This is a genomic window from Proteus sp. G2669 (assembly GCF_009915245.1).
GTDB lineage: Bacteria > Pseudomonadota > Gammaproteobacteria > Enterobacterales > Enterobacteriaceae > Proteus.
Genome location: NZ_JAABLX010000055.1, coordinates 82,279 through 96,120, shown reverse-complemented (window position 1 = coordinate 96,120; position 13,842 = coordinate 82,279). Strand labels below are relative to the sequence as shown.

Annotated in this window: 13 protein-coding genes and 1 pseudogene; 2 read left to right on the top strand and 12 right to left on the bottom strand. The window is 35.3% G+C overall.

The annotated features are described in order from the left end of the window. Positions 1-9 precede the first annotated feature (9 nt). The 3 genes from GWI68_RS17930 to GWI68_RS20600 all read right to left on the bottom strand — a co-directional run bounded on the left by GWI68_RS17930 (position 10) and on the right by GWI68_RS20600 (position 991). Entirely contained in the window at positions 10-291 is a 282-nt protein-coding gene (locus GWI68_RS17930) for a hypothetical protein (RefSeq protein WP_166541151.1), read from the bottom strand. Then, positions 291-740 (bottom strand): Dam family site-specific DNA-(adenine-N6)-methyltransferase, encoded by a 450-nt coding sequence (locus tag GWI68_RS17925; RefSeq protein WP_208105255.1) that lies wholly within the window; start codon positions 738-740, stop codon positions 291-293. Before GWI68_RS17925 ends, GWI68_RS17930 begins: the two co-directional genes overlap by 1 nt. A gap of 74 nt (positions 741-814) precedes the next feature. Then, entirely contained in the window at positions 815-991 is a 177-nt protein-coding gene (locus GWI68_RS20600) for a DNA adenine methylase (RefSeq protein ID WP_282186869.1), read from the bottom strand. A 191-nt stretch (positions 992-1,182) separates the two neighbouring features. Between GWI68_RS20600 and GWI68_RS17915 the strand changes: the two are divergent. After that, positions 1,183-1,356: pseudogene (locus GWI68_RS17915) on the top strand (integrase); the annotation flags it as partial. 131 nt (positions 1,357-1,487) lie between these two features. On the opposite strand, the gene ahpF reads toward GWI68_RS17915, so the two are convergent. The 3 genes from ahpF to GWI68_RS17900 form a co-directional block, all read right to left on the bottom strand. Further along, positions 1,488-3,053, bottom strand: coding sequence for an alkyl hydroperoxide reductase subunit F (gene ahpF / locus GWI68_RS17910; RefSeq protein ID WP_166541149.1), 1,566 nt, complete (start codon positions 3,051-3,053; stop codon positions 1,488-1,490). A 70-nt stretch (positions 3,054-3,123) separates the two neighbouring features. Continuing rightward, complete coding sequence (gene ahpC, locus GWI68_RS17905; protein ID WP_006536680.1) at positions 3,124-3,687, bottom strand: alkyl hydroperoxide reductase subunit C; 564 nt, start codon at positions 3,685-3,687, stop codon at positions 3,124-3,126. A 284-nt stretch (positions 3,688-3,971) separates the two neighbouring features. Next, positions 3,972-4,619, bottom strand: a complete 648-nt coding sequence (locus GWI68_RS17900) for a hypothetical protein (protein WP_166541148.1) — start codon at positions 4,617-4,619, stop codon at positions 3,972-3,974. 252 nt (positions 4,620-4,871) lie between these two features. Here GWI68_RS17900 and GWI68_RS17895 point away from each other — a divergent pair, with 252 nt between their 5' ends. Then, positions 4,872-5,657: an ATP-grasp domain-containing protein gene (locus GWI68_RS17895; protein WP_166541147.1), complete on the top strand. Its 786-nt coding sequence runs from the start codon at positions 4,872-4,874 to the stop codon at positions 5,655-5,657. Between the two features lie 138 nt (positions 5,658-5,795). Here GWI68_RS17895 and GWI68_RS17890 read toward each other — a convergent pair whose 3' ends face one another. From GWI68_RS17890 to GWI68_RS17865, 6 genes are all read right to left on the bottom strand, one after another. Further along, positions 5,796-7,313, bottom strand: coding sequence for a carbohydrate porin (locus tag GWI68_RS17890; RefSeq protein WP_166541146.1), 1,518 nt, complete (start codon positions 7,311-7,313; stop codon positions 5,796-5,798). 666 nt (positions 7,314-7,979) lie between these two features. Further along, entirely contained in the window at positions 7,980-8,135 is a 156-nt protein-coding gene (locus GWI68_RS17885) for a hypothetical protein (RefSeq protein WP_164526352.1), read from the bottom strand. Next, on the bottom strand, positions 8,128-8,979 hold the full coding sequence (locus GWI68_RS17880; protein WP_166541145.1) for a PadR family transcriptional regulator: 852 nt from the start codon (positions 8,977-8,979) through the stop codon (positions 8,128-8,130). The genes GWI68_RS17885 and GWI68_RS17880 overlap by 8 nt, the downstream gene beginning before the upstream one ends. A gap of 455 nt (positions 8,980-9,434) precedes the next feature. Further along, complete coding sequence (locus tag GWI68_RS17875) at positions 9,435-11,276, bottom strand: tyrosine decarboxylase (protein ID WP_166541144.1); 1,842 nt, start codon at positions 11,274-11,276, stop codon at positions 9,435-9,437. A 508-nt stretch (positions 11,277-11,784) separates the two neighbouring features. Next, the gene (locus GWI68_RS17870) at positions 11,785-12,813 is read right to left on the bottom strand and encodes an NAD(P)H-quinone oxidoreductase (protein ID WP_166541143.1); all 1,029 of its coding nucleotides are present in this window, start codon (positions 12,811-12,813) and stop codon (positions 11,785-11,787) included. A gap of 132 nt (positions 12,814-12,945) precedes the next feature. Continuing rightward, on the bottom strand, positions 12,946-13,830 hold the full coding sequence (locus tag GWI68_RS17865) for a 4Fe-4S binding protein (protein WP_166541142.1): 885 nt from the start codon (positions 13,828-13,830) through the stop codon (positions 12,946-12,948). Between the last annotated feature and the right edge of the window lie 12 nt (positions 13,831-13,842).

The window sequence follows — 13,842 nt, the reverse complement described above, 5'->3', positions numbered from 1 at the left end:
TTCCACAAATCAATTCCCATTGAATTGACACAATATCATTTCATTAAAATAATCATCACCCCTATCATTTCTTATATTTTCCATATTTAAAAAGTTATAACACCCCATATTAATAGATGGAACAACATCCCAATACGTTTCCTCATCAAAAATTTTATGATGTTTAAAATAATCATTATCAGCAATGTGCCCATTATCTGACTTTGAACGACTTGAATAAAAAGTCCTTCTCCATTTTTGATATGCACCCCATTTTTTTGGATCTTGAATATCAACATAGCCCTGTTCCATCAGCACACCTCCTGTAATACGGCGATAATTTCTTTTGCTGATTGGCGGTTTCCATTTGCAGAAATAGAACGAGGCGCATCAATCTCGTGAATAAGAAAACCAAGGTCGGCATACAGTTCTTTGGCGTGAATGGAATTAGAGACGGTAATCGGATTACCTTGTGATTGATTTAATGCCTTTAACGCTTGAGCTAATTCAATTTGATGAGCGTGAGTAAAATCAGTGTGATGATATTTAGTAAAACTACCTTCATCTCCCATATAAGGGGGATCACAATAAACTCCATCCCCAAAATCAACGAGTGACAAAGTATCTTGCCATTCTAAACAGGCGATAATGGCATTAACGGTTTTTTCAGCGAATTGATAAATTTCTTTTTCTGGAAAATAAATATTTTTATATTTTCCAAATGGCACATTAAATTCACCTGAATTGTTATATCTACACAGACCGTTATAACAATGGCGATTTAAATATAAAAAATGAGAAACACTGAGAGTGTTGACATGTATTTAATGCCAATTTAATTAAATGATTTTCTTATTGTGTAATAAGTATCAGCTTTGTTTAGTTTTTCCCAATCATGATAACCATCTCTACTCATCACCGAAGTGTTATTTAAAACATGATGATATAAATTAATTAAATCCTGATTGGCATCAGCAATTAAATATTCGTTATAAACACGCAATCGTCCCACTCAGACAAGAAAATTGGATAACGATATATCTAGATTTTTGTGAGTTTATTAATTCACAAAGCATTTGTACCATTGGAGGGTTTTCTTATGACAATTAAGAAACTCGAAAATGGTCAATATGAAGTGGACATTAGACCAACTGGCCGTAATGGAAAACGGATCAGACGACGCTTTGAAAAGAAGCAAGAAGCTATTCATTCGCCACCCATTTTATGATGAACGGCGGAAGTATTATTACGTTACAACGCATCTTAGGACACACTAATTTGCAACAAACGTTGACCTATGCACACTTTGCACCAGACTTCTTACAAGATGCCATTCAATATAACCCATTGAAAGGTAGTACAGAATTACTGGTTTAGAGTGTCCACATATTGTCCACACTTGAACACTTAAGGGCACTTTTCAGCCCTTTTTGATGATTTTATGTACAAAAAAAGGCATCTTAAAAAAGATGCCTTTCTCTATAACTTATTGATTATCTTTGATTTGCTTATTTTGCAGTCGTGCGGATAAGGTAATCAAATGCGCTAAGTGAGGCTTTAGCACCTTCACCAGCAGCAATAATAATTTGCTTATAAGGTACTGTAGTACAGTCACCAGCGGCAAAAACACCTTTAATATTGGTTTCGCCACGAGCATCAACAACAATTTCGCCCATTTTATTGCGCTCAACTGTACCTTCTAACCACTGTGTATTAGGTAATAAGCCGATTTGAACGAAAATACCTGCTAGCGCAATATCGTGCATAGAATCATTGGTGCGATCTTTATATTTTAGACCGGTTAATTTAGTACCATCACCATACACTTCTGTAGTTTGAGCATTTAAGATAATCTCTACATTGTTTAAGCTACGCAGTTTTTTCTGTAATACAGCATCGGCCCTCATTTCTGGCGCAAATTCTAATACTGTGACATGTTCGACTAAGCCAGCTAAGTCAATTGCCGCTTCAACACCTGAGTTACCACCACCAATTACAGCGACTCTTTTGCCTTTAAACAGTGGGCCATCACAGTGTGGACAATAAGTTACACCGCGAGTACGGTACTCATTTTCACCGGGAACATTCATATTTCTCCAGCGAGCACCTGTTGCAATAATTAAGCTACGGGTTTTTAAAATTGCACCTGATGCTGTTTCAATTTGGTGTAATTCCCCTTCTGATGCCCCCGGAATTAAACGACTGACTGTTTGGCTATCAATCACATCCACTTGGTAATCATCAACATGAGCTTTTAAAGCACCCGCAAGTTTTGCACCTTCTGTTTTTGGTACAGAGATATAGTTTTCAATATCAACAGTATCAAGAACTTGACCACCAAAGCGTTCACCAATAAGACCTGTGTTTAAACCTTTACGTGCTGAATAAACAGCCGCTGATGCACCTGCAGGGCCACTACCAACAATCAATACATCAAATGCATCTTTTTGGTTTAATAATTCCGCAGTACGTTTTTCTGCATTGCTGTCTACTTTGTTAACGATTTCAGCTAAAGTCATGCGACCTTGACCAAACTCGTTACCATTTAAGAATACAGCAGGAACGCCCATAATATTACGTTCCTGAATTTCATTTTGGAACATGCCTCCGTCGATCGCTGTATGTGTGACCTTCGGATTTAAAATCGCCATTAAGTTTAATGCCTGAACAACATCTGGGCAGTTATGACAAGAGAGCGAATAATAGGTTTCGAAATGAAACTCACCGTCTAACTGACGAATTTGTTCAAGTAATTCTTGTGCTTCTTTTGATGGGTGACCACCAGTTTGCAGTAATGCTAAAACTAATGAAGTAAATTCATGGCCTAATGGCGAACCTGCAAAACGAACACCCGTTTCTTTTCCTGGGTTAGTAATAAGAAAAGATGGTTTACGCACATCAGCGTTATTATCTTCACGATAAGTGACTTTATCGGATAATGGTTCGATTTCTTTTAATAGCGCTTGAATATCAGCTGAATGTTTACTGTCATCTAATGTTGCTACTAACTCAACTGGCTGAGTTAATCGTTCTAAATAAGCTTTCAATTGAGCTTTTAAATTATTATCTAACATTTTTGCACCCTCAATAAAATCGGGTGCCGAAACACCCGATAAATAACTTTTTTAGTGGCTTAATTCTTATTTAGATTTTGCCAACTAAATCCAGTGATGGAGCTAAAGTTGCATCACCTTCTTTCCATTTTGCTGGGCAAACTTCGCCTGGGTGGCTAGCTACATACTGAGCAGCTTTAACTTTACGCAGCAGGTCTGATGCATCACGGCCAATACCTTCAGCTGTGATTTCAATTGCTTGGATGATACCTTGTGGGTCAACAACGAAAGTACCACGGTCTGCAAGACCTTCGTTTTCACGCATATTTTCGAAGTTACGAGTTAATGCGCCAGTTGGGTCGCCAATCATACCATATTTGATTTTACCGATAGTTTCTGAGCTGCTGTGCCATGCTTTATGGGTAAAATGTGTATCGGTAGAAACTGAATAGATTTCTACGCCCATTTTTTGGAACTCAGCATAATGATCCGCTAAGTCACCTAATTCGGTTGGGCACACAAAAGTGAAGTCTGCAGGGTAAAAGAAGAAAACGCTCCATTTGCCTTCGACGTCCTTTTCAGTCACTTCTACGAATTGACCGTCTTTAAATGCCATGTTTTTGAATGGTTTGATTGGGGTATTAATTAAAGACATTGTATTTCCTCCTGTTTGGTATGGGAACTAATGTACCTATTCCACTTGAGAATAGCTAATACATTCCTGCTATCAGTTCAATAGGTTTTACCTAATGAGTTGAAGAAATTGATAGAGATAGGTTAACGAAATGTAGCTATTAATGCAATTAAACAACAATGCAGCATGCCTTACTTACTATCAACAACTCTCTCTATTTAACATCCTTGCCTTAAATGGCGATATACTTATAACATTATGAATTATAAAAATAATAATTCAACCTACAACAGATTAGTTTAATATTATTGTGCTAATTTAGCAGGTTTAAGGATAGTATAAGTACACTCAAATGCTGCCTTTTGAATACGATAAATATCTTGGCCATCCGTTGTGGATTGAACAACCGCATCACCCGGTTGAAAGCGTTGCAATTCTCCCCATGGAGCTTCCATTGCAAATGCTGGTGTAGATCCCGGTATAATAAAATAATTCATTTCGATCCCTTTCGGGATAAAAGGTTGATAATCATTAGGATAAGACACTAAATTAATTTCATTTTTCTCTGCCGTATTGTAACGTTGAGCAAATTTAGCTTTTCTTACCAATATTTCTTCATTACCTGTCTCTGGACAGATATTTTGTACGACCCAATCTCCCCCTTTTGCAGGTTCAGAGACAGTTTCAACACCTTCACCTTTAATAATGGTTGTGATGATTTCACCTTCTTTAGCCGGCCTTGCCAATACAGGCTTGGTTTTAATAGCAACACCAGTGATCCCTGCTTGCTGAGCTTGAGTAAAATAAGCTACTCGCTCTTTTTGTGGTAATTGTGATAGGTCATCTGCAAATACGAAGGAAGGAATTAAGGCCAAACCTATTAATAGTGTTTTTATTCTATTTTGCTTATAGGTCTTATTATTTGAATAACTGTTTTGTGTATAGAAAGACATTGAATTGTTTCCTGCTTAATATTAATCGTATTTAAATACGTTATTTTATGTCTGTATTTGTTAAACAGATTATGGCAGGAAATAAAACTATGGCACGAGTAAAATCAGTTATCTAGCTGAGAAAAGATCAAAAAATCGAGAGATCTCACAACTTAAAAAGAGAACATGTAATTAAGAGAAAAAAGCTTCAAACCATTAAATAGAGCATTAAAATATCTTTCTTTGAATTTATTGAACTAAAAGGAATTACTTATGCAAATAATTTACCCTGATGATTATTCTAAAATTGGCAAACCCGATGAGGCCTTTGAGCAAGAATATCGTTGTGCCAAAGCACTCAACATCCATTGCTTGTTACTCTCATCAGAAGATGTCGCGTTGGGTAAATATAAGTTTTCACATCCACTTGAATCAGAACATCCCGTTATTTGGCGAGGATGGATGTTAAATAAAAATGAGTATCAACAGTTATACCATGCTGTGGATTTTCATGGCGGAAAAATGCTTGAAACACCTGAAGATTATATTCGTAACCATCATATAACTGGTTGGTATGAATATTGTAAAGAGTTCACACCAGAAACTGTTATTGTTAATGCAGAAACAGATTTTGAAAAGTTAACTAAGCAGCTTCAATGGCCAGCTTACTTTGTGAAAGATTATGTAAAATCGCTAACGACAACGAGAGGCTCTATCGCTAAAAATGCAGATGAGATTAGGGAAATATTAAAACTGATTACACAATTTAGGGGAAATATTGAAGGTGGCGTCAGCCTTCGCCGAGTTGAAGAATTTATTAATAATAGTGAGCGTAGATATTTTGTTTTAAATCAGAAAATATTTTCTGCGGATAATGAAATTCCTGAACTTGTAAGAAAAGTAGCGAAACAGATAAACACGCCATTTTATTCCATAGATGTAGTCAGGAATGCTGCTGGAGAGTTACGCTTAGTTGAGATTGGTGATGGGCAAGTTTCTGATATTAAAGAGTGGCAGGTTGAAAAACTGGTCAAAACCTTTCTTTTATCCGGTATTTGAGGTTTTACATATTTACCATTTTACATACTTATCGCTATACATACATAAAAAGCAAAGACTTCAACTAATAACAGTACATTAAAAATTGAAGTCTTTCGATGTGGGACTGATGTCTAACTTAAAGTATCAAAAATAAAATTAAAAGAGATACTTAAAGCGAATACGAGCACCATAGCGATCCTTATCACTACTATGTACATTTATCTCGTCTTTGCCATCTATCCGTGAATAATAAGCACCTAAATAGGTTTTAAAATTATCCATATCCAAGATATTAGGTAATTCATAAGAAGCAAATACTGTATTGATATTGTACTTACCAGGATTAAGCGTTAGATAGGTTTCATTTTGCTCATTATTTCCGCTTGTTTGATAGTAAGCTTTAATATCATTATGTGCATAGATATAACCTAATTGGAATTTACGCCACAACACATTACTACCAATTGAAAAATCATTTTCATCTTTAGCATCAAGATAAGCAGCACTTAAATTTGCAACAATGCCATTAATAGGATCATCAGCTAAAGTATCCCATCTTAACGTTAGACCATAACCAGTACGACGTGATTGATCTTGGAATTTTCCATTTTCATCCTCGTAACCATAAGCTTTACTTATTACGTTTGCGTCTATCGCACCTGCAATTGTTAAGTTACCTTTCTGCCATGCAACAACAGGTCTCATATAAATAACATTTTTACGATTATCAAGTTTACGCCCGTGATACTCACCATCTTTGAAAACTGAAGTTCCATCTTCAACTAATGCATTTAACTCAAAATACCAGTCGTTGTAATGTGTGTTAACCATCATGCTACCGCCATCACTACTACGACCACGCCCTTCTTTCATCATATAAATATAGCCAAAACCATCACCATATAAATCATTTGCGGTATTACCTGAATATTCGACGAAAGTATCTTGATTTAAAGGGAACATATCATACGCTTCATAACGGCCAATTTTATATTCCCATTTATTACGTTGACCAAAGTAAAAGGCAGCATCATCTAGATTCATTTTACCGGTCATGTCAGCCATAGGCTGAACACGAAAACCAGCATAATTGCCATTTTTTAATTCTCTCTCACCATCGATACCAATTAAAATACGCCCATTAAGTGACCATTTTTCGTTATCTTCAAAGTCTTTTTGCTTACCAGGCATCATTCTCATTGATGTTAACTGGCCTTTTTTACTTGCCGCATCAATATTATATTCAACATCGCCATACAATTTGAGATCACCCCAATTTGTATTAGTAGAGAAAAAACCTGTAGCTTCTTTATTCCCTGTATTAGCAAGCTGAACTGATTGTTTTTGTTGAAGTTCATTTAGCTGGGTTTGAGCGATATTGGCTTTAGCTTGAGCTTCATCTGATTGCTTTTCTAATACAGCAATGCGTTGCTCCATATTCATTGAAGCAACGTTATTTGTAGGCTTTCCTTTATATCCATTATTTGAATTAACGAGTTGTTCAAGACGAGCTGCTTTTTGTTCTGCAGCAGCAGCTCTTGCTTCAGCTGCATTCGCACGTTGTTCTAACGCATTTAATCTTGCTTCAATAGCACTTATATCAGTTTGCGCATTAGCACATAACGGTGTAGCGAGTATCAAACTTATCACTACAGATAATGCTTTCACTTTCATTCGAATATTCCTAAGTTAGCAAATGTTGATTCAATAAGTACGGCAAATACATAACAATCAACTTCGTCGATCGATTGTTCTATTTGATGAGCGTATTGTTATTTTTATGCGGAAATATTTTTATGAATATCAACCGCTTATTCGCATCGCTTTTTCTATTCTTAACAATAAATAAACCACTATCTATGTTACTTTTCTCTAATTTATGCGCATTAAATGCATGCATTATCGAGTAAGGTATACGTTTGAAGTAATGCACTTATTCTCGTTTAAGTGCTTACGAACGTTTATTATTTTGATCTGGTATTTATTTTATTGTTATTACAAGCATATCTCTGGTTTACGTTTTCTATTTTTATAATGGCTTACTAACCTAAATAAAATAATCGCTAACATGGAACATTTCCACAAACATTTATGATTTTTTTGATATCAGTACAATAACCTAAGAAAAACGCCACAAACGGCCATCAAAAAAAGATGACTTACAAAAATAAATGAAGGTAGTGATTGCTAAGATAGTCATTGGGAAGTAAAACAAGTTTTACAAGGAAATTGTTGGTTTCTGTTAGTTAAAAACCACTTTGTAAAGCAGTAGATAGGAGGAACAACGGGTAGAAGAAAAACTGACAGAGGTCATATCATGATAACCTCCGTCCATCATTATCATATTCTGCCAGGTTTACGTAATGCTCTACGAAAGTAAGAAACTGGCATTTTAGGGCAAATTTGCTCTTTTACAGCTGGATTATTTTCTAAATCCTCTTTTTCTATTTCATTATGTCTTCTTGTATTTTGTGGTTGAGTATCTGTTTTATTCATCTTCCCTTTCCTCTGAGATCAATGCCTCATTAATAGCTTCGATTTTCTCAACTGCTTCATTAAGAATGGAAGCAATACGTTCCGCTTTTTCCACAGAAAGCTCTTTTAACACCAGTTTATGGCGTAATACAGCCTTTAATTTTCCAACCGCAGATTCAATCTCTTCTGAAACACCACCCGCGTTTTGAGACAAGTCTCTCGCATAAGCAAGTTTTCTTTGAATATTGGCATCTATTTCCTGATGTTCAGTTAAAAATGCAGAGCCTTCAGGTGTAATGCTGTAATTTTTACGACCCTTTTCAGCAATGGTGGCAACCAGTAGATCTTGCTCTTCAAGTAATGTTAGTGTTGGATAAATAACACCGGGGCTAGGCACATATAATCCTGAAGAGGCTTCATCAATTTCACGAATAATTTCATAACCATGGCTCGGTTTTTTCGCAATCATGCTGAGTAATAAAACTCGTAAATCACCATGATCAAACATACGTTTTAATTGACGTCCTTGACCTTTACCTCGCCCACCGCATCCACGACCGCGTTGTTTGCCTTGTCTTTCAGAACCATGTTCACCATGACAGCATTCACCGTGACCCTCATGTCCATGACCATGTTCACCATGACGACATTCACCGCGACCTTCATGTCCATGACCATGCTCACCATGACCTTCATGTCCGTGACCATGTTCACCATGACAGCAATGCTCGCCGTGATTTCCATGGCTCCGACCTTGTTTAACTTTACCTCCACAATGCCCTTTTCCGTTTCCGTGACCATGACTACCATGTTCACCATTTTCAGCACGCTGTTGATAAAGTGAGTGTAATGCTCGAATCATCATAAATATTCCCTCATCGTTTTAGATATATCGAATTCATGTAATGCAATATAAACCGATATATCTAAATTATCAAGCTTTAGATATATCTAAATGTATTACTAAATCAATTCTATCTTTAACAATATGATTTATTTATGATTATATCCATACAAGGAAGAGTGTTATTATGAATGATTCTCATTCTCTAGCTTGCTTTTATGTGCTATCAATGGAAATAAAAGAAGAAAAAATCAAAATAGTTATAAAAAATAAATTTTGAGGAAGTGATCGTCGTTCTGTTTTAGTGAGCTGATGATTGTAAGTAATAAAGAGAAAACGATAAGTGACGATGTCACTTATTTTGTAAGGGGAACAATTAGATGCGGACATTAAACCACCCAAAAAGCGAAGATAATGAGATATCACTCACTTCTTCGTTTTTCAGGCTGGATATTTTTAGTGATCAAAAGTTATTGTTATAACTCTCTCTCTAGCGCAGATAAAACGACCTTCTTAATATATTGGTACCCTGCCTCAATTTGTTGTTTATCACCTATTTGCGTACTTTTTATAGTAAGTTGTAACAGACTTAAATGCTTGATTGTTTCCCACTCATTTTTATCTAGATAACACTCATGACAAAACTGTGCGGGTGCATCATCACTATTACGAGCACAAAGTGTAAGTAAGCTTAGGTCTTGTCTATAGTGACTTTTTACAACTAAGTGTTCATATATTTCTTTATTCAGCTTATTTTGTGTTTCTAAACACGTATTCCCTTTTTTCACAACTGCAAAATTCAATTTATTAAAATCGGATGCTGATAAAACTCGAATAAAGTAGTGCTCCCCTTCCTTTTCAAAGGATTGAGCTTGATTAAAGAATTGTTCAAGTTTGACTCGTGTTTCCCATTGAATTTGAGCATATTTTCCATATCCCGATAAAGTAAAGGGATAAAGTTGATGTACACTCCACATCGAAGCCACTGCAGGTGCTGATTGAATACCGTCAATTTCGGGAACACCATCAGCTTGCTCTGGACATAATCTTGGTGGATTGGTTAGAAAATGACTCATGCGTGCATCTTTAATACAAACGACACCCGTGGGATAAGGTGAAAAGCCAGCTTGAAAAGGCTCAAAAGAGACAGAGTCTGCAAGAGAAAGCTGTGTGACGCTTTCATATATTTCTGGCGTTAATTCAAGTAGAGGCGCTTCTTTTTTTAGTTTTTTGCACAACGTCTTATAAGGAATAAGTTCGTAATTATCATCAAGAAACAAACTTTTCATATAACCAAATTGTGAAGCATCTATATGAATATAAAAAGAATTTTTGTATTTCTCCTCACATTCTCTTCTTAATTCAAAAAGTGGTCTTAATTTATCAATGCTGCCATAAGATGGGGAGCCTAACATACCAATAATACCCAAAATAGGTTCGCCCTGTTCAATAAGGCGTAAAACAATACTACGCATTTTTTCAGTATCTGTTTTAAATGATCCATCGATAGGCAATGCAATAAGGTTGTCATATCCTAACCCCAATATATCCATTGCTTTCTTCCAAAATTCAAAACGCGAAACAGGGACAAGTAATTTTCCTAAATGCATTGTTTTTGTCATACCCGTTCCCCGGCATGTCAAATAACTAACATCATCAAAAATCTTACGTTTATGGAGTTGTTCACCCATAGCTAGAATATCTGAGATAGACATATTGAATAACTCAAATGCTTTTTTATCTGCAACCAAATCTCGTGACTTGGGATGGCGGGCAATTGCCATTGGTAATGTTTTTAAATTTCTAAGTGCCCATAATATTTCATAACAAGCAAGGGTATGGCTTGTCGTGATATGCCCAAATGCATCTTTCGATGAAAAGCCAATTAATTTACAGAGATCTTCTATAATTTCCTTTTCTTGTTGTTTTTGTAAGGGCGAATGGTGATTAAAAACATTATCTGAATTGTAAGCCAATGCAGAAAGATAGCCGAATTTAGCCAATTGCATCACCTGTGAATGATGATGAGAAAAATAAGGCTCAATATCTGATTGAGTAAAATTGCTTTGCTGTTTTAGCGACTCTAAAATAGAGTCAAAAGAATTATCTACTACTTTTTTTTCAATTGTACAATTTTTTATTTTAGTCTCTAAATTATCACTATTATTTTTTTTTGCTTTACTTGCATTAGGAAAAGAATACTCACTATTCATTAATATTTTTGCCATCTCTCGATGATAACATGCTAGCGTATCAACGGTTCGGGTATGGTATACACGCTCTGCAGCACTCAGACAGGTTTGTTTATGATTTGCCATCATCGCACCTATATATAAATTTTTGTTATTTGTTTTAATGAGAATTGTGTTTATTAATCGTAAATAATTAATCTCTATTCAAATGATATACTACATGATGAGTAAGAATCTTCTTTATTTTATTGATATCAGTTAAGATTTTTTCAATTCAACCTAAAGTTTTCTCTATTTAATGATTAATGATTTAGTTTTATTTGTTAGTTTCTTTATTTTATTATCAATTTTGATTTAAGTTACTTTTCAGTCAATGTGATATTATTTTTACTAAGGTTAATACTTAAACCCACCTTAATTAGAATTAATAAATATTTATATCGCCCAACATCAATTAAAGAGGATAGATATTAAATTTTATGCGCCACCAAAAATATATTTATTTAATTGTTATTCATTTTTACTTCAATATATAAAAAAACACATGATAAATTGCTCATGTTTTTTTCGGAATATTCGCTTTTTTAAACAAAAAATAACCATTACTTCTTATAACAAATAATATTTAATACTCTTAGTTACTATCATTTACGTTATAAGTCGTATTTTCTAGCACAACTTTACCAATTAAATCACCAGACTCCATTAACTGATGAGCTTTTCCTGCTTCTGTTAATGGGAAAATGGCATTAATTATTGGCTTAATTTTACCTTCAGCAATCAATGGCCACACATGTTGTTTTAATTCTTGTGCAATGTGAGCTTTTTCTTCTACTGAACGGGAACGCATCGTTGAGCCGGTATGAATTAATCGTTTAACCATCATTGGCATCATATTTACATTTTTAGGCATCCCTTTCATCATGCCCACTTGTATTATGCGTCCAAATTTGCTCGCAACTTGGTAGTTCTTCTCGACATAATCTCCACCGATAATATCAAGTACAACATCGACACCTTTACCGTGAGTTAAGATAGGAATTTCTTTAGCAAAATCGGTTTGTTTGTAATTGATGACATAATCAGCACCAATTTTGTAAGCTACTTCCTTTTTTTCTTCAGAACCTACGGTTGTATAAATGGTTGCCCCTATAGCATGGGCAAGCATAATTGCAGTAGAACCGATCCCAGAAGTTCCACCATGAATAAGAACAGATTCGCCCTGTTTTAGTTTGCCTAACTGGAATAAATTAGCCCAGACGGTAAAGAAGTTTTCAGGTAATGCAGCTGCTTCAATATCTGTTAAATTCATTGATGGTAATGCGATGTCTTCATGTGCAATACAATATTGAGAGTAACCACCACCTGCGACTAAAGCACAAACCCGATCACCCAATTGCCATTTAGTACAACTTTCACCTAAAGCCACTACTTCTCCAGAAACTTCAAGGCCTGGAATAGGCGAAGCATCTGCTGGTGGCGGATAGCTTCCTTGTCTTTGAAAGATATCAGGTCGATTAACACCTGAGACGGCAACTTTAATTAAAAGATAATGAGGAGGAAGTGAAGGTATAGGTGATATTTTTGCTTGTAATTTGTCTATATCACCAGGTTCTGTAATAGCAATCTCTAACATGTTTGCAGGTAAAACAGTATTCATCATATGCTCCCATTTAATTTATCCACTCTCTGATCTTAACGCTAATTAAGCTTTTTCTATCACTTATCTTACTTATTTCAAGAAAAGTGTTCGCCGATTAAGCAATAAATAGATCAAAGTGTATTTAAAGGAAGATTATAACCAACCTTGCTTCTGATGTTGTATGCAAATCGGGCATAATGTTGCATCAGATTTCCATGATAAGAAAGCTAACCGACATTTTTCACAGTGTGCATCATAATAGTGATAAAAAATGGGTTCGTTATTTTTAGCGACATGTTCTTTAACATGAATGGATTTAGGGAAACAAACAACTTCACAATTCATACAACCAGTACAACGTTTTTCATCCAGTTTGAATATATTGTTTTCGAGTTCAATCGCACCTTCATCACAGACCTTTGCACATGCGGAACAAAGAATACATGTTTCGGTATCTAACTGAATTTGAAACCAACTATCTTCTGGATATAGTTGTTTTCTTGCATTTAATCCTGTTCTTACTTGATCTTTATTTAATGGTTTTTCATCAAGTTTTTGACGAAAAAGCATAAAACGACGACCACTATCAATATCAGTAGGTTCTGTGATCATTAATTGCCAGATAGGCTCTTGTAATGTTTTTAGTTGAAGATTTAAATTCGCCAAAACAGGAAGCCATTTATCCACTAAAGGTTGCGCTATTTTCATTCCTCTAATGTGATATTGACGATGCCACACTAACAATTCTTCTGTGCTTGCTAGTGGTTCATCATGATTAACAACAAGATAATTATCCTGATGTGTTCTTTCATGAGGTGTAATGTTTTCTATTGCATCGACAGGGCAAGTAAATAGACAATTACCGCATTGAAAACAGCGTTCATTATCTATTTTTACTTCTAGATGACCAAAAGTGATAGCGCCCACAGGACAAACTTTAGAGCAACTATCACATAGGCTTTGTTTGAGGCGTTTTCTAACACATTTATCATTAATAATTGGTTCAGGAGGAAGATCCACCTTAATAAAACGCCTCATACTTCACTACTC